The sequence below is a fragment of the Corynebacterium gottingense genome, from assembly GCF_003693265.1.
Taxonomy (GTDB): Bacteria; Actinomycetota; Actinomycetes; order Mycobacteriales; family Mycobacteriaceae; genus Corynebacterium; species Corynebacterium gottingense.
Map to the genome: position 1 here is coordinate 1 of NZ_RDRE01000019.1, position 16094 is coordinate 16094.

Sequence of the window (16094 nt, forward strand, 5' to 3'; positions counted from 1 at the left end):
TGAGGTGTCAACCATCACCCTAGGTGGTTTTCTTGGGCTAAGTGTCAACCATGTCGCGGCTGACCTGTCAACCATCAGGAAGGTTCCCCCAGGCACGCCGTGTCAACTATGTCGTGACTTCGGACACCTGATGGCGCACACTTCACCCCCTCGCAGAGATACCGAATAGTACTCCGCGAGGGGGTTTTCCTTTCGGTACGCTGGCCCCTAGAACGTATCATCCACGACAATCCCGCACATCCCTTCCCAGACCCACAAACCTGAGAGACTTTCTTAATGCGGGAATAGGTCACCCCTCTTTGTATCCTGCAGATTTGGTGCGTCTCCGCGCTTTCCTGAAGCAAAATGCGCATACATTTGCCGGCCGCCTGAGAATCAATTAAGGTTGCTACTATGAATACGGCACTCCTGCTTGTAGACGTCCAAAATGACTTCTGCCCCGGCGGACCGCTTGCAACGGCTCGCGGGGATGAGGTGGCGTCGAAAATTGCCCAGTTCCTCAGCACCGAGGACAACCGGACGCGCGAGTACGCGCACATCATCGCCACCCAGGATTGGCACATCGACCCGGGCGAGCACTTCTCTGAGAACCCCGACTTCCAGGACTCGTGGCCGCCGCACTGCGTCGCGGACACCTACGGCGCGAAGATCCGCGGGCCGATCGACACCTCGCTGATCGGCCACTTCTTCCGCAAGGGCGAGCACTCGGCCGCGTACTCCGGCTTCGAGGGCCACGACGACAACGGCATGCTACTGGGCGATTGGCTGCGCGAGCACGACATCACCGAGCTCGATGTCTGCGGCATCGCCACAGACCACTGCGTTCGCGCCACGGTGCTCGACGCACTGAAGCAGGGGTTCAAGGTCCGGGTGCTGCGCGGCATGGTTGCCCCCGTCGATGACGCGGCGGGCGCCCGGGCCCTCCAGGAGATGATGGACGCCGGCGCGGAGATCGCCTAACGCCGGGGCGTTTGTCGACGCTGCAGCGCAGCAAAAAACCGTCCACCCACCAATCGGTGGTGTGGACGGTTTTTCGTTGTTCCGAAGCGGTCTGACGCTAGTTGCGCGACAGCAGCTTCTGCAGCTCGTTGAGCTCCTTCTTGCGCTTGCGGCCGTTGAGCACCTTGATGCCGACGAGCGCGGCGATACCGACGCCGATACCGGCGAGGACCTTCTGCACCGTCTCGTCCTTCAGCCACTCCAGAGCGCCGTCCTTCGCGCCCCCCGCGAGGGTGGACGGGTTCGCGCGATCCGCGAGCTCGTCCAGGGTGCTGGCAAGCTGGCTGCGGGTGCGGGAGATGTCGCGCTCAATGTCGTGAATGTCTCGTGCCACGTTCAATTCTCCTACGTTGTACTCGTTTGTCGGTTCTTGTGACCACAGTAGTGTAAAACGTGTAAAACGGTGAAGTATGAATGATCAGATCAGACTGGAAAAGGGCGACACCGCCCCAGCGTTCACCCTGACCAACGACAAGGGTGAGCAGGTCTCCCTGTCAGATTTCGCCGGAAAGCGCGTCATCGTGTACTTCTACCCGCGGGCGAACACCCCGGGCTGCACAACCGAGGCGTGCGACTTCACGGAAAAGCTCGAGGATTTCAACAACGCCTCCGTGACCGTGCTGGGCATCAGCCCGGACCCCACCGACAAGCTCGCGGACTTCCGTGCGAAGCACGATCTGGGCATCGAGCTGCTTGGTGATGAATCGAAGGACACCCTCATCGCGTACGGCGCGTTTGGGGAGAAGAAGATGTACGGCAAGGTGACGGAAGGCGTCATCCGCTCCACCTTCCTGGTCAACGTGACTGAGGACGGCACCGGCACCATCGAGGAGGCCAAGTACAACGTCCGCGCCTCGGGGCATGTCGATCGGATCCTGCGCGACTGGGATATTTAGAAGCCTTGAAGCCCCGGGCGAACCGCTCCAGGTGTGATCTTCGCCGTGTTTCGCGGGAACTTTTTGCTTATACACGCCACGCACAGGCATAATGGTCATATCAGTGAAGTTTTGTCCCCCACCGATTTGATGCGGCGTTGACCTGCCGCGACGAAGTGAGGCCTCATGTCTAGTCCAATCAATCCCAGCGATTCCCGCGCCGACGACACCGCTGGTGCCGCACGCCCGGCCAGCCCGTACCCGCTGCACGGCGCGCACGACGACGAAGCGGACGCACGTCCCCGCTCCACCACCGCCCAGTGGGCGACCGTAGTCGTCCTCGCCCTCATCGGCTTCGGGCTCCTCGGCTGGTTGCTGCTCAGCGACAACGATGACGAGACCGCCCCGGCGACGGACACCCCCGTGAGCGCCAATGCTACGGCCGGCGCCAACGCCACGGGCGCGCAGGCGGAGGCGCTCAAGGCCGCGGAGGTACACCTGAACGGTCAGGCGATGTCTGAGGAAAGCCTGTACACCCTGCTGCGCGACACCGATGGTTTCGACCGTGAAACCGCGAGCTACGCCGTCGACCACCTCGACGCGGACTTCAACCAGCTCGCCCTCCAGGTAGCGCAGCAGATGGAAGAAGACGGCACGAGCCGCAGCGAGCTCACCAAGGCCCTGACCGAAGGGCCCGAGCACTTCACCCGCGAGCAGGCTGAGTTCGCCATCGAGCACCTCTAAAGCTGCCGGAACACGCGCGAGCACAAAGCACCTGGGGCCTTGATGCCCCAGGTGCTTTCTCGTGTGCGCCCGGAGAGACTTGAACTCTCACGTCCGTAGACACTGGAACCTAAATCCAGCGCGTCTGCCAATTCCGCCACGGGCGCGGTGACCATCATGCTACACGGCGCGACGCGCCCGCCCGAAACCGGTAAGCCCCCACTCACCCCATCAAACTTTAGTTTGGTTGCAGGTGTGGAGTTGGTAAACTGTCCGCTTGTGAGTGAGTTCGGCGAAACAGAGGCCCCTGCACCGGAGAAGCGCTCCCGCGTGAAGGTGCGCGCGTGGCATATCCTGCTGCTCATCGCCGCCGTCATCACCTGCTGCCTGCTGGCGTGGTGGCAGTGGACCCGCTTTCAGTCCGGCACGGGCACGTTCCAAAACCTTGGGTACGCCCTCCAGTGGCCGTTCTTCGGGGCGTTTTTTGTTTACGCCTATCGCGCGGGCATCCGTATGGAAAACGAGAAGATCGACGCGATGAACGCCGGCGAGCAAATGGACAGCCTGTACGAGGCAGACCTGGCCAAGTACGGTGCGGACCCATCGCAGCCAAGAACTATCGACGAGGACTTCCTCCCATCGCGGCCGCAGATGGACGTCCACGAGTACAACGACAGGCTCACGCCGCGCAGGCAAACCCCGCACCAGCCCAATTCCGAGGAGAAGGACGCATGACCGAGCAATCCCCCGCCGCCACCCCGAAGATCCACCCGGAGCGTCAGCGCCGCGTGCGCACCGCGCTGCACCTCTTCTCCATCACGGCGTGGATCACGGGCGTACTTTTCCTCCTGCTCATCACCCGCATGGTGATGCAGTACGGCCTGGACATGGACGTGTCCCTGCTCTCGTGGGTGGCTCGCGTCCACGGCTTCGCGTTTATGTTCTTCCTCGTCGCCTCGCTGAACCTGGGGCTTAAGGCCCGCTGGTCATCGGTGACGTGGGTGCTCACCGCGGTTTCCGGCATCGTGCCGTTCATGTCCTTCATCGTCGAAGCGAAGCGACGCAAGGAAGTCACCGAGACGTTCCAGCTCGGCTAACCAGGGCGGTCGGGCGCCGGTACGCGCCCCGAACCAATTACTTTTCTTCCCCAGCCCGGGTCAGGACCATCACGCCGATGTCCTCGGCGCGGTCATTGTCCGGGCTCAACGTCAGCGTGTCGCCGTTGATCTTGCCCTTGTACTCCAGGTCGCGCCCGGAAAGCGGATCGGCGAGCTTAAATTCCTCGTCGTCCTGCTCGCACCGGGCGTCGTTGGTTTGGCCGTCCGGCTCGGTGAGCTCCCAGTGGCAGTCACCGCCGTCGATGGTGAGGGTCGCGGCGCCGCCGGGCTGGCTGGCGTCCGTGGAGGTGACATCGCCGGACCAGGAGCCGTCCCAATCGGAGGACGAGCCGCAGCCGACGAGCGCGGTTCCGGCGATCATGACAGTGGCTGAGAGTGCAAGCGTTTTCTTCATGCCACTACCCTAGCCAAACTGGCCTATCCCAGCAGGCGCGCGATGTCCGGGGCGAGCGCGCGCAGCGCCTGCCCACGGTGCGACCGGGCGTTCTTCTCCTCTGGCGTCAACTCCGCCGAGGAGACCGGACGCGTCGCGTCGGCTGGCTGCGCGTCGTCCGGGGCGAACAGCGGGTCGTAGCCGAACCCGCCCTCGCCCTGCGGCTCGCGGAGCAGCTGGCCCGGCCAGCGGCCCGTCGCCGTGAACTCGTCGCCGGCGGGGGTGACGAGGGCGCAGCAGGAGATAAACGCGGCGTCGCGAAGCTCGATGTCCTGCATCTGCGCGAGCAACAACCGGTTGTTCGCGGAGTCGGCGTCGTCTGCGCCGTGGTCGCCGGACCAACGCGCGGAGAGCACGCCAGGCATCCCATTGAGCGCAGTGACGGCAAGGCCCGAGTCGTCGGCGACGCAGGGCAGCCCGGTGCGCGCGGCGCCTGCGCGGGCCTTGATCAACGCGTTGTCCTCGAAGGTCAGCCCGTCCTCTTTCGGCTCCGGGTAGGGTTCGACGTCGCGCAGCGACACCAGCTCAACACCGGCGATGTCCAGCTCGCGCAGCACCTCTTCGAGCTCGCGGAGCTTCCCGGGGTTGTTCGAAGCAACGAGGACTTTTACCATCCCAGGGCCGCCTTCTGGGCGCCGATGAGCTCGTTGAGCCCGACCTCGGCAACATCGAGCATCTCGTTGAGCTCGCTGCGGCCGAAGAGGCCGTGCTCACCGGTGCCCTGGATCTCCACGAAGTTGCCGCCCTCTTGCATCACCACGTTGAGGTCAACCTCCGCGCGGGAATCTTCCTCGTACGGCAGGTCGAGGCTCACGCGGCCGTCGATAATGCCAACGGACACCGCCGCAACCGGCTTGAGCAGCGGCTCGCCCGGTACCACGCCGCGCTCCTTGAGCACCTCGATCGCGTCCGCCAGCGCTACGTACGCACCCGTGATGGACGCGGTGCGCGTCCCGCCATCGGCCTGCAGCACATCGCAATCGAGCTGGATGGTGTTTTCGCCCAGCTCGGACAGGTCCACCGCAGCGCGCAGAGAGCGACCCACCAGGCGGGAAATCTCGTGGGTGCGGCCCTTGACCTTGCCCTTCATGGATTCGCGCGGCATGCGGTCGTGGGTGGCCGACGGGAGCATCGCGTACTCCGCGGTGAGCCAGCCTTCGCCGGAATCCCGCTTAAAGCGCGGCACGCCCTCCTCCACGGAGGCGGTGCACATCACGCGGGTGTTGCCAAACTCGACAAGCACGCTGCCAGCTGGGTTGGAAGTAAATCCGCGGGTGATGCGCACCGGGCGCATCTCGTTGAGTCCGCGGCCGTCTGCGCGTTTGAAATCAGTCATGCGCCCCAGCCTAACGCACGCCGCGCGCCCTACAGCTCGAAGACGTCCCCCGCGGAACCAACCACGATCTCGCCATCAAACTCGGCTCGCGCAGCCTCGAGCGTGGCCTGCGTGCTGGTCCACGGCTGGATGTGCACGAGCACCAGCGTCTTCACCCCAGCCTCGCGGGCGATGCGACCGGCCTCTGCGCCGGAAAGGTGCATCCCCGGCGCCATCCCCTCCGAGGTCGGGCCCCAGGCGGCTTCGCAGAGGAAGAGGTCGGCGTTGCGGGCGGCGTCGATAAGCGCGGGCGTCCACGCGCTATCCCCGGAATAGGCGATTGCGTGCGAGCCATCCTCGATGCGCAGCGCGTGCGACTCCGCAGCCGGGTGCACGACCTCGAACGGTGTCACGGTCACCCCGCCAAGGGTTTCGGCCTGCCCGGCGCGCCACGCTGCGAAATCGAAGGTGTCTGCGATGTCGTCGATCTGGTCCGGGCCGTCTGCGCTCATCCGGCCGACATGCTCCGGCGTGTAACTCGGGCCGAACATGCGGTGGCGCGACTCCGCCGGCTTTTCCGGGTGGTAGCGGCGCCACACCAGCAGCGAGGCGATGTCGGAGCAGTGGTCCGCGTGCAGGTGGCTGAAGCACACGTGCGCGTCCGCCGGGTCGAAGTGTTCCTGCATGGCAGCGAGGGCACCGGGGCCGAAATCCAACAGAATGTCGCTGTGCCCGGGCGCGCTCACTACGTAGGAGGAGCCGGGGTTGCCTGGCGCGGCCAGGCTCCCGGAGCAGCCGAGGATGGTCAACTTCATGCGCTTACTGTGCCACGAATCTGCGGGGAATTCTAAACTTCGGGGCATTTTTGCTTATCGACGCCGCACAGCCCCCAAGTTTTGCTCCCCCACTGCCCGCACCTGCGGCCCCAGGAAGCGCGCGGCCAGCCGGTCGAACACCGCCGGGTCGCCCGTCGACGCAAACACCCGCTCCGGCGCGCGGCCGCTCTCGGCCTGCGGCGGGGCGAGCATGTCGCGCTCCGTGAGCACGCGCAGCACGTCCTTCGACGTCTCCTCCGCCGAAGAGACAAGCGTGACCTGCTCGCCGATGGCCAGCTGAATCACGCCCGAGAGCAGCGGGTAGTGCGTGCAGCCCAGCACCAGCGTGTCCACGCCTGCGGCCTGCAGCGGTTCGAGGTACCCCTGCGCCACGCCGAGGATCTGGCGGCCGGAGGTAATACCGCGCTCCACAAACTCCACAAAGGCCGGGCACGCCGCCGCGGTGACCTGCAGGTCGGACTTGAGCGAAAAGAGGTCCTGGTACGCCCCCGACTTGATGGTGCCCGCGGTGCCGATGACGCCTACCTTGTTGTTCCGGGTCGTCGCGATCGCGCGGCGCACGGCGGGCTGGATGACCTCGATGACGGGGATGTCGTACCGCTCGCGCGCATCGTGCAGGAATGCGGCGGTGGCGGTGTTGCAGGCAATGACGAGCATCTTGCAGCCCTGGTCTACGAGCTGGTCGCCGATGCGCTGCGCGTGCGCGCGCACGTCTGCGATCGACTGCGGACCGTACGGACTGTGGCCCGTATCGCCGATGTAGATGATTGCTTCATCGGGCAGCTGATCCATCACGGCGCGCGCGACGGTCAGCCCTCCCACGCCTGAGTCGAAGATGCCGATCGGGGCGGTATTTCCCCCGCTGGTTCCGTTGCTACTCCCACTGTGCTGTTCCATGGGTGCCATTGTGCCACCCGTGTCGCCGCGCTAGTAGCCCGCCTGTTTCCGAGCCTTCTTCGCCTCGCGCTTGGCCACCAGCTCCGGCGGGTCGTCCGAGGTGATGATCATGCCGGCGAAGAACCCGCCGATGGCGCCGAAGAGGTGCGCCTGCCAGCTCACGCCGGGCGTGCCCGGCAGCACGCCCAGGATCAGCCCGGAGTAGAAGAACGCGAGCACGAGGCCCAGCGCGATCTGCGTCCCGGATCGGTTGAAGATGCCGCGCACCAGCAGGTAGATCAGCCAGCCGTAAATGACACCCGAGGCGCCGAGGTGGTTGGTACCAATCCCGCCGAACAGCCAGGTGCCCAGCCCGCTGAATACCGTGGCAAACGTCGTGACCTCCCAGAAGACGCGCTTGCCCGAGTAGCCGATGAGAAACGCGAAAATCGCGCCGGTGACCGAGTTACCCACGATGTGCTCGAGGTTGGCGTGCAGCAGCGGGGCGGTGAATATGTGCCAGATGCTCACCAGGTCGAGCGGGTGGATGCCCCAGTACTGCAGGAGCCCTCCGAACAGCCCCTCGTTGAGCAGAAACACCGCCCAGATCACCACCAGGTAGCCGATGGCGAATGTGAACCCCGTGCGCCGCTGCTTCTTGCGCTTGGTCCGTTTATCTTCCGGCTGCACGCCGTCTGGGAACGCGGGCAGCTGCGTCTCCGGGTGCGAGAACGGCCGCTGGAACGGCTTGCCGTAGCCGGGCTGGTGGGTCTGGCCGTAGCCCCAGCCCGCGCCCTGGTACGGGCTACTGGACGGGGTCGGGCCGCTGGTTCCGTAAGGATTGTGTGTCATCGCTAATAAGTGTAGCCGGGGCGCTCCCCGGCGCGCTGAGCAAGCTTATCGACGCCCACCAGCAACCACGTCCGACCACGCCGTCACCCCGAAACCACCCGTGGCACTGCACACCGCGTCCACGATCGCTGCCTCCACCGCGTCCGCCGCGGCACCGCAAAGGTGCGCGAGCGCTTCCGGTGCCAGCGGCTGACCGGCGTCGCCCTGCCCACCCGCGTCTTGACCATCATCTTTCGGGACGGAGACGGCGAATAGGGTGTCGCCGTCCAGCGGCGAGTGGGCGGGGCGGATCGCGCGGGCGATGCCGTCGTGCCCCGTCATGGCCAGGCGCTGCAGCTGCGGCACCGGGAGGTCCACGTCGGTGGCCACCACGCCGATGGTGGTGTTCAGCCGCGGGTCCGGCGCGCCGCTGCCAGGGGTGGGCCGCTGCAGGGTGCGGTACCGCTCGAGGTCCACGGCGGGCTTCGAGGCATCGCCAAACAGCAGCCCCGTCGCGGGGTCAACCACGGAGCCCACCGGGTTTGCTACCACCGCGGCGGTCACCGTCGCGCGCCTGCGCGCCCCGGGAAGTTCCACCGCGCGGGACGCGATGCCGAACCCGCCGCGCAGGGCGCCGGCGGTCGCGCCGCAGCCGGCACCGACACTGCCCGACGCCAACGGCTCGCCCGCGGCGCTCTCCAGCGCGGCGGCCACGGCTGCGGCCCCGTCACTCGCAGTTGGGCGGTGCGACGGATCACCGACGGCTAGGTCGAAAATGACGCCTGCGGGGACGATGGGCACGCGCGGGCCCGGCACGCCCTCGCCGAAGACTGGGAACCCCCGCCCGCGCGACTCCAGCTCGCGCATAGCGCCGTCGGCGGCGGCCAGGCCGAACGCGGAACCGCCGCACAGCAGGATGGCGTGGACTCGCTCGACCGTGTTGTGCGGGGCGAGCAGGTCGGTCTCGCGAGTGCCCGGCCCGCCGCCGCGCACGTCGACGGCGGCGCGCATCCCGCGCGGGTCGGCGGCGACGAACGCGGTCACACCGGTGTCGCCCAGGGAGAGGTGGGCCGCGGGGAGGATTGGGGCCACGGTGGCGTCGACAAGCATCTGTTTACTCGCAGAGCACCTCGACGAGGGAGTCCTGGCAGAACGCGAGCCACTCCATGAGGCGCTCGCGATCCTGGGCCTGGCCCTCGCCGCCGCGATCATCCGCGGACACGTAGAGGCGCATGTCATTGAGCGCGGCGACGAACTGGTGGGCCTCCTGCTCGTCGATGCTCACCTCCACGCCGCCGTTGGGGCCCAGCACGTCATTGATCACCTGCATATTCATCAGCTTCGCGCGGATGATGTCGTTCTCGTGCAGGCTGCGGAGCAGGCCGTTGTCGCCGTCGAACTCCTCGTCGCCCTCGCGCTCGAAATCGGGCAGCAGGCGGGCCAGTTTCGGGTCCTCCGGTGCCTCGGTGTGGCCCGTGGACATGCCGACCATCTCTGCAAACTCGTCCTTCGGCGCGGACTGCGCGCGCGAGATGAGCGCCTCCGACACGGTCGCGGTGAGGTCGCCGATCACCTCGCGCTCCAACGGATCGAACTTGGTAGTGAACTTCACGCCTGAACGCATCAGGCCTTTCTTCTTACGCCACGGTTGCATAGCTCTACCCCGCCTGCTGCATCGTCGCCCACAGGCCGGCGGTGTGCAGCTTCTTCACGTCGCCCTCGACCTTGTCCTTCTCACCCGAGGAGACCACGGCCTTACCCTCGGTGTGTACCTGCATCATCAGCTCATTCGCGCGCTTGCGGTCGTAGCCCAGCACCGTCTGGAACACGTAGGTGACGTAGCTCATCAGGTTGACCGGGTCGTCCCACACAATGCACATCCATGGCAGGTTCTCTCCGGCCGCGACCTCAACCTTCAGGTCCTCCTCGAGGTCCGGGGTAGCCATCGGCGAGCTCATCTGCGGCACTCGGCTCGCGGCTGAACTCGCTTCCGGGCTCATGTCCTGGCACGTGAATTCGCAATTCATGCGGACCAGCCTACCGGTTGTTTCCCGCACGTGTGCCCCGGGAGGTTGCTAGGATCAGGGCCCATGCGGAACATCCCCGGCCTCCAGGAGCTGCCTGTCTCCACCGAGCAGTTGCTGCGTGCCGTGCTCGCCGTCCTTGGTATCGTCAGCGCGGTCGCCCTCACCGTGGTCAGCGCGCAGCACTCCGACGGCTCCTCGCACGCGGACGGGCGCGGCGACAGCTACGTCGATCCCGACTTTGACACCGGGCAGCAGCTCGAGGAGATCCGCACCGACTTCTTCACCGCCATCGCCCAGTTGCGTATCGACGACACCCTGCCCCCAGTCAGCCTCGACCCCGAATTGCAGCGCACCGCCCAAGCCCAAGCAGAGGGCAACGCGGTCACCGGTGAGCAGCCACCGTTGGATGCCGGCGAGAAGACCGCGCAGGTCTCCGCCCACCTCCCGGTAGAGCAGGCCTCCGGCTACGAGTTCTTCGAGCTGTTCACCCACTCGCCCGAGCACATGGAGGTGCTGCTGGATGATCGCCACCGCGACGTGGGCATCGGCGTGGCCTACGGGCGCGGCGATGTGTGGGTCGTCGTGGCGTTTGCGGGATAGCCCCGAAGAGCCCCTTCCGCGCAAATAAACGCGACGCGCGCGACCAGGGCGTAGTCTGTAAGACCATGACGAACTCCACGCCGGACTCTACAGCGTTTCTGACCGACATGTACGAGCTCACCATGCTCGACGCCGCACTGAAGGACGGCACCGCGCACCGCCAATGCGCGTTCGAGGTGTTTACCCGGCGCCTGCCCGGCGAGCGCCGCTACGGTGTGGTCGCCGGCACCTCGCGCGTGATCGACGCGGTAGAAAAGTTCCGCTTCACGCAAGACCAGATCGACGCGGCCGACTTCCTGTCCGACGAGGCCAAGGACTACCTGGCCAACTACCGGTTCTCGGGCGACATCGACGGCTACCGCGAAGGCGACATCTACTTCCCCTACTCCCCCATCATGACGCTGCGCGGCACCTTCGCCGAGTGCGTCATCCTGGAAACAGTCATCCTCTCCATCCTGAACTCGGACTCCGCTGTCGCCTCCGCCGCCTCCCGCATGGTCTCGGCGGCAGACGGCCGCCCGATCATTGAGATGGGCTCGCGCCGCACCCACGAGCAGTCCGCCGTGACCGCCGCCCGCGCCGCCTACATCGCCGGGTTCGAGGCCACCTCCAATATGGAGGCGTCGCTGCGCTACGGCATCCCGCCGTCAGGCACCGCCGCGCACTCCTGGACGCTGCTGCACGTGGACGAGGACGGCACGCCGGACGAGAAGGCGGCGTTCAAGGCGCAGATTGACCAGCTGGGCGTAGATACCACGCTGTTGGTGGACACCTTCGACATCACCAAGGGCGTGGCCAACGCCATCGAGGTCGCGGGCACGGAGCTCGGCGCGGTGCGCATCGACTCGGGCGATCTGGGCATCGTGTCGCGCCGCGTGCGCCAACAGCTGGACAAGGCCGGCGCGTTTAACACCCGCATCATCGTCTCCTCCGACCTCGACGAGTTCGCCATCGCCGGGCTGCGCGGCGACCCGGTCGACGGGTTCGGCGTGGGCACCTCCGTGGTCACCGGCTCCGGCGCCCCCACCGCCGGGCTCGTGTACAAGCTCGTCGAGGTGGAGGGCCACCCGGTGGCGAAGCGCTCGTCGGGCAAGCAGACCTACGGCGGCGCGAAGACGGCGCTGCGCGGCTACCGCGCGTCAGGCGTCGCTGTCGCCGAGATCGTCTACCCGCTCGACGCGGAGATCACCCGCAAGCCCAACCTGGATTACCACGAGATCGTGGTGCCAATGGTGCGCGGCGGCAAGCGCCTCCCCGAGTACGACGAGCAGCACGGCAGCCTAGAGCAGGCCCGCACCCTGCACGACGCGGCGCGCGGCACCCTGCCGTGGGAGGGCCTCGCGCTCTCGCGCGGCGACGCCGCCATCCCGACGCGATTCGTCGGCTTCCCCGACCCGCTGGACTAACACCGACCCCGCTACACTTTCACGGTGTGAGCACGCGCGAGGAAGAAGAAGGCACCACCACCGGCGACGTTCCCCTGAGCGGGGAGACGCTGGAATTGTTGGGCGCTGTCGTCGATAAGCTTGGGGGTGCAACGCGCGAGGGGCAGCAACGCATGGCTGAGGCCGTGGCGCGCGCACTGGACACGGAGCGCCACCTCGCGGTGCAGGCCGGCACAGGTACCGGCAAGTCCTTCGCCTACCTCGTGCCCGCGGTGCGCTACGCGCAGGCCAACGACACCACGGTGGTCGTCTCCACCGCCACGCTCGCGCTGCAGCGCCAGCTGGTGCAGCGCGACCTGCCGCGCCTTGCGGACGCGCTCGAGCCGCACTTGCCGCACCGCCCCACCTTTGCAATTCAAAAAGGCCGCAATAACTACGTCTGCCTGAACAAGCTCGCGCAGGACGAGCCAGAGGGATCGCTTATCGACGAATCCGAGCTCTCCTGGACCGGCCGCCACGTCAAGCGCGTGGCCGAGTGGGCGCAGGAGACCGAGACCGGCGACCGCGACGACCTCTCCCCCGGCGTGCCGGACCTGGCATGGCGGCAGGTCTCCGTGACCTCCAACGAGTGCCTCGGTGCGGCCCGCTGCCCGCACGGCGAGGAGTGCTTCGCGGAGCTCGCGCGAGAGAAGACGCGCGACGTGGACGTCGTGGTGACCAACCACGCGCTCCTGGCCATCGACGCGCTCGCGGATTCCAACATCCTGCCCGAGCACGAGGCCGTGCTCATCGACGAGGCCCACGAGCTGGACGCGCGCATCACCTCGGTGGCCACGAACGAGATCTCCGCCCGAGCGCTCACGCTCGCGGCGCGGCGCGCGGACAAGATCGGCGGCGACGGTGACAAGCTCGAGGAGGTCAAGGACGACTTCACCGCGGTGCTCGACCTGGAGCAGCCCGGCCGCTGGGAGCGCATCTCCGACCCGGCCCGCGGCGCGTTCGCCGCGCTTCGCGACGCGCTCTGGGCCACCCGCACCAGCATCGCGGACAGCCCCGAGGGCGAATCGGAGAACAACCCGGAGAAGTTTGCCGAGCGCACGAACCTGAAGAACCACCTCGGCGACCTGCACGACGCGGTCGTACGCATCCTGGGCGTGTTTGACGAGGACGACCCCGCCAAGCACACGGACGTGGTGTGGCTGACCCGCAACGACCGCTTCGGGGACTCCGTCGCCGTCGCTCCCCTGTCCGTGGCGGCCCTGCTTCGCGAGAACCTGTTCGGCGAGCAAACCGTCGTGCTCACCTCCGCTACGCTCACGGTCGGCGGCAACTTCGACGCGATGGCCGCTGCCTGGGGCCTGCCGTCCGGGTCCTGGGACAGTCTGGACGCGGGCACCCCATTCGACCCGGCGAAAGCCGGCATCCTCTACACCGCCCGCCACCTCCCAGCCCCCGGCCGGGACGGGCTGAGCCGCGAGACTCTGGACGAGATCGCCACCCTCATCACTGCCGCGGGCGGGCGCACCCTCGGGCTGTTCTCCTCGCGCCGCGCCGCCGAACAGGCCGCGGAGGCGATGCGCGCGCGACTCCCCTTTGACATTTTCCTACAGGGCGAGGACTCCACCGGCGCGCTCGTGACCGCCTTTGCCAACGCGGAAAACTCGTGTCTGTTTGGCACCCTGTCGCTCTGGCAGGGCGTGGACGTGCCCGGCAGTTCCCTCTCGCTCGTGCTCATTGACCGCATCCCCTTCCCCCGCCCCGACGACCCGCTCCTCCAGGCGCGCGCCAACGCCGCCGACGCCGCCGGCCGCTCCGGGTTCATGGAGGTCTCCGCAACCCACGCGGCACTCCTCATGGCGCAGGGTGCCGGCCGCCTGCTGCGCTCGGTGGACGACCGCGGCGTCGTCGCCGTGCTGGACAACCGCTTAGTCACCAAGCGCTACGGCGCATTCCTCCTGCGCTCGCTGCCGCCCTTCTGGCAAACCGACCGGCTCGACGTAGTCACCGGAGCGCTCAAGCGCCTGGTCGCCCGCTAGCCGGGTCGAACGCGCCCGGCGGCAGCGTGAGCACCGTCATCGAGCCGGGCGTGACCTCGGTAAAGCCCGCATCACGCACCGGCACCGCGCCCGGGTGCGCCGCGCAAGCGGCGAACACGTCCGCAGGCACCTCGCGCACGTTCAGCGGGCACCCGGCGGCAGCCCACTTACGCACCTCGCCGTCCGGGCGCGCTGCCGCGTACAGCATCGACGCGTGCCCCACCTGCGCCGCCGCCTTCCCGGCCGTCATCTCGAGGGACGCGTCCACCGCGATCGTCGGCGCGGTCGGGTCGAACGGGAGCGGGCCCTCGTCGGCCGGCAGGTCCGTGCCGCGGACCTGCAGCTTCGCCAGCTCGTGCGGCACCTCGGACACCGCGGAGGGCACGAACGCGCGCACGCTGCCGACGGTCACGCCGGGCAGCGCCTGGACATCGTCCCACGCCTTGTTGCGGGCGCGCCGCGCCACCTTCCGGATCCTGCGGGAGTACCACGCCTCGAGCCGTTCGCGCCAAAACCCGTCGCGCTCGGCCCGCTCGTCGAGGCAGACGAGGAGGGCGGCACGTGCGGCGTCGATAAGCATGGCGTTGCGAGCGGGCGGGTCCTGCTTCGGCAGATTGATGGCCATTTGCATCGCCTGCACCGCCGCGGGGTCGTCGGGGTCGCCGGAGCCTTTGCCTATCGACGCCGCGAGCAACCCGTGCGCCGACGCCGTCACAGCGGGCGCCTGGTGTCGATGCCCGCGGCCGCGTCGGAGGAGTCGATCTCCTCGCGGGGAATGCCCAGGATGTAGAGGACCTCGTCCAAGAACGGGAAGTTCACCGACGCGTCCGCGACCTCCTTGAGGGCGGGCTTGGCGTTGAACGCAATGCCGAGGCCGGCGCGGGAGATCATGTCGATGTCGTTGGCGCCGTCGCCCACCGCGACCGTCTGCGAAAGCGCCAGCCCGGAGTCCGCGGCGAACTCGGCGAGGAAGTCCGCCTTGGCCTTGCGGTCCACCACCTTGCCGATGACCCGGCCGGTGAGCTTGCCGTCCTCAATCTCCAGCGTGTTGGCGCGCACGTAGTCCAGCTCGAGGTCCGCGGCGAGGTCCTCCAGCACCTGGATGAATCCGCCGGAGACGACCGCCGTGCGGTAGCCCAACGAGTTGAGCGTGCGGATGGTGGTGCGGGCGCCCGGGGTGAGCTCGATGTCGGCGGCGACACGGTCGATGACGGAGGCGTCGAGCCCAGCCAGTGCCTTCACGCGCTCGCGCAGCGACTCCTCGAAGTCCAGCTCGCCGCGCATCGCGCGCGCCGTTACCTCGGCCACCTCCGCTTCGCGGCCGGCGTGGGCGGCGAGCATCTCGATCACCTCGCCGGTGATCAGCGTTGAGTCGCAGTCGAAGCAGACGAGGCGCTTCGCGCGCCGGTGCAGGCCTGCGTGCTCCATCGCCACGTCCACGCCGAGTTCGCCGGAGAGCTCGGCCAAACGCTTGCGCAGCTCCTGGGCATCGCCAGGTGTGTAGTCCGGCATGGTGATGCGGAATTCCAGCCCGGTTACCGGGTACTGGGCAACGCCGCGGATGGCGTCGATGTTCGCGCCCACGGCGGCGAGCTCCGCGCCGAGGCGAGAGATGGCCTCCGCGCTGACCGGGTTGCCCAGGGCCACGAGCACGTGCGTCGAGCGGGGGCGCGACACCGCGCGGGCTTCCGCGTGTGTCTCGATGTTCACGCGCTGGCCGTACTCCCACAGCCCGTCGCGAAGCTCTCGCTCAACCTGCGTGAGCGAGTGAGGGTCCATGCCTACCAGGGCCGCGAGCATCATGCGTCCGCGGAAGTCTGTCTGGGAGACGTCGAGCAGCTGCACCCCGTGCCGAGCGAGGACGGTGAAGAACTCGGCGGAGACGCCGGGGCGGTCCGGGCCCGAGGTGGAAATCACCGCGGGCTTAAGACCCGGTTGCAGTTCGACTTGGAAGGCTGGCTGGTTGGTCACAAACCAGGACGATAGCACAGCAAAACCCCTCACCGAGGCGGTGAGGGGTAATTACTGTCAGGGGGTTCG

General features: G+C 67.4%; 20 protein-coding genes and 1 tRNA gene. 8 read left to right on the forward strand and 13 right to left on the reverse strand.

Annotated elements, in window-relative coordinates:
* Positions 1-393: 393 nt before the first annotated feature.
* Positions 394-960 carry a nicotinamidase gene (locus tag EAW56_RS09510; protein ID WP_122086292.1) on the forward strand — a complete coding sequence of 189 codons (567 nt, stop codon included), beginning with the start codon at positions 394-396 and terminating at the stop codon, positions 958-960.
* Between the two features lie 97 nt (positions 961-1057).
* Here the strand turns inward: EAW56_RS09510 and EAW56_RS09515 are convergent, their stop codons facing one another.
* Positions 1058-1333, reverse strand: coding sequence for a DUF3618 domain-containing protein (locus EAW56_RS09515; protein ID WP_095535501.1), 276 nt, complete (start codon positions 1331-1333; stop codon positions 1058-1060).
* Positions 1334-1409: 76 nt separating this feature from the next.
* On the opposite strand from EAW56_RS09515, the gene bcp reads away from it, so the two are divergent.
* Both bcp and EAW56_RS09525 read left to right on the forward strand, forming a co-directional pair.
* Complete coding sequence (bcp, locus tag EAW56_RS09520; protein ID WP_122086294.1) at positions 1410-1895, forward strand: thioredoxin-dependent thiol peroxidase; 486 nt, start codon at positions 1410-1412, stop codon at positions 1893-1895.
* A gap of 165 nt (positions 1896-2060) precedes the next feature.
* Positions 2061-2618: an Ltp family lipoprotein gene (locus tag EAW56_RS09525; RefSeq protein ID WP_122086295.1), complete on the forward strand. Its 558-nt coding sequence runs from the start codon at positions 2061-2063 to the stop codon at positions 2616-2618.
* A 64-nt stretch (positions 2619-2682) separates the two neighbouring features.
* Here the strand turns inward: EAW56_RS09525 and EAW56_RS09530 are convergent.
* Positions 2683-2764 (reverse strand) — tRNA-Leu (locus EAW56_RS09530).
* Positions 2765-2876: 112 nt separating this feature from the next.
* On the opposite strand from EAW56_RS09530, the gene EAW56_RS09535 reads away from it, so the two are divergent.
* Both EAW56_RS09535 and EAW56_RS09540 read left to right on the forward strand, forming a co-directional pair.
* Positions 2877-3332: a hypothetical protein gene (locus EAW56_RS09535; RefSeq protein WP_244213401.1), complete on the forward strand. Its 456-nt coding sequence runs from the start codon at positions 2877-2879 to the stop codon at positions 3330-3332.
* The gene (locus tag EAW56_RS09540) at positions 3329-3694 is read left to right on the forward strand and encodes a DUF3817 domain-containing protein (RefSeq protein ID WP_122086297.1); all 366 of its coding nucleotides are present in this window, start codon (positions 3329-3331) and stop codon (positions 3692-3694) included. Before EAW56_RS09535 ends, EAW56_RS09540 begins: the two co-directional genes overlap by 4 nt.
* A gap of 37 nt (positions 3695-3731) precedes the next feature.
* Here EAW56_RS09540 and EAW56_RS09545 read toward each other — a convergent pair whose 3' ends face one another.
* Genes EAW56_RS09545 through clpS form a run of 9 tightly spaced genes read right to left on the reverse strand, consistent with a single transcriptional unit; the run spans position 3732 to position 9964 of the window.
* Positions 3732-4109: a hypothetical protein gene (locus tag EAW56_RS09545; protein WP_095275375.1), complete on the reverse strand. Its 378-nt coding sequence runs from the start codon at positions 4107-4109 to the stop codon at positions 3732-3734.
* 23 nt (positions 4110-4132) lie between these two features.
* On the reverse strand, positions 4133-4762 hold the full coding sequence (rdgB, locus tag EAW56_RS09550) for an RdgB/HAM1 family non-canonical purine NTP pyrophosphatase (protein ID WP_122086299.1): 630 nt from the start codon (positions 4760-4762) through the stop codon (positions 4133-4135).
* A complete protein-coding gene (gene rph / locus EAW56_RS09555) occupies positions 4756-5484 on the reverse strand; it encodes a ribonuclease PH (RefSeq protein WP_095275373.1) in 729 nt (242 codons plus the stop codon). The genes rdgB and rph overlap by 7 nt, the downstream gene beginning before the upstream one ends.
* Before the next feature lie 29 nt (positions 5485-5513).
* Positions 5514-6278 (reverse strand): MBL fold metallo-hydrolase, encoded by a 765-nt coding sequence (locus EAW56_RS09560; protein WP_095546462.1) that lies wholly within the window; start codon positions 6276-6278, stop codon positions 5514-5516.
* Between the two features lie 54 nt (positions 6279-6332).
* The gene (gene murI, locus EAW56_RS09565; protein ID WP_122086300.1) at positions 6333-7196 is read right to left on the reverse strand and encodes a glutamate racemase; all 864 of its coding nucleotides are present in this window, start codon (positions 7194-7196) and stop codon (positions 6333-6335) included.
* A gap of 30 nt (positions 7197-7226) precedes the next feature.
* Entirely contained in the window at positions 7227-8027 is an 801-nt protein-coding gene (locus EAW56_RS09570; protein ID WP_122086302.1) for a rhomboid family intramembrane serine protease, read from the reverse strand.
* A gap of 45 nt (positions 8028-8072) precedes the next feature.
* Positions 8073-9116, reverse strand: a complete 1044-nt coding sequence (locus tag EAW56_RS09575; RefSeq protein ID WP_122086303.1) for a P1 family peptidase — start codon at positions 9114-9116, stop codon at positions 8073-8075.
* A gap of 4 nt (positions 9117-9120) precedes the next feature.
* Complete coding sequence (locus tag EAW56_RS09580) at positions 9121-9660, reverse strand: DUF2017 domain-containing protein (protein ID WP_095275368.1); 540 nt, start codon at positions 9658-9660, stop codon at positions 9121-9123.
* Positions 9661-9664: 4 nt separating this feature from the next.
* On the reverse strand, positions 9665-9964 hold the full coding sequence (gene clpS / locus EAW56_RS09585; RefSeq protein ID WP_173783196.1) for an ATP-dependent Clp protease adapter ClpS: 300 nt from the start codon (positions 9962-9964) through the stop codon (positions 9665-9667).
* 132 nt (positions 9965-10096) lie between these two features.
* Between clpS and EAW56_RS09590 the strand changes: the two genes are divergently transcribed.
* From EAW56_RS09590 to EAW56_RS09600, 3 genes are all read left to right on the forward strand, one after another.
* A complete protein-coding gene (locus EAW56_RS09590) occupies positions 10097-10633 on the forward strand; it encodes a CAP domain-containing protein (protein WP_122086305.1) in 537 nt (178 codons plus the stop codon).
* A gap of 65 nt (positions 10634-10698) precedes the next feature.
* Entirely contained in the window at positions 10699-12039 is a 1341-nt protein-coding gene (locus EAW56_RS09595) for a nicotinate phosphoribosyltransferase (protein ID WP_095537387.1), read from the forward strand.
* A 26-nt stretch (positions 12040-12065) separates the two neighbouring features.
* Positions 12066-14054 carry an ATP-dependent DNA helicase gene (locus EAW56_RS09600; protein ID WP_279629696.1) on the forward strand — a complete coding sequence of 663 codons (1989 nt, stop codon included), beginning with the start codon at positions 12066-12068 and terminating at the stop codon, positions 14052-14054.
* On the opposite strand, the gene EAW56_RS09605 is transcribed toward EAW56_RS09600, so the two are convergent.
* Together EAW56_RS09605 and serB are read right to left on the reverse strand one after the other, a co-directional pair.
* On the reverse strand, positions 14032-14769 hold the full coding sequence (locus tag EAW56_RS09605; protein ID WP_244213402.1) for an aminoacyl-tRNA hydrolase: 738 nt from the start codon (positions 14767-14769) through the stop codon (positions 14032-14034). The two genes, EAW56_RS09600 and EAW56_RS09605, sit on opposite strands and share 23 nt — an antisense overlap.
* Complete coding sequence (gene serB / locus EAW56_RS09610; protein WP_095537388.1) at positions 14766-16025, reverse strand: phosphoserine phosphatase SerB; 1260 nt, start codon at positions 16023-16025, stop codon at positions 14766-14768. The genes EAW56_RS09605 and serB overlap by 4 nt, the downstream gene beginning before the upstream one ends.
* Positions 16026-16094 lie beyond the last annotated feature (69 nt).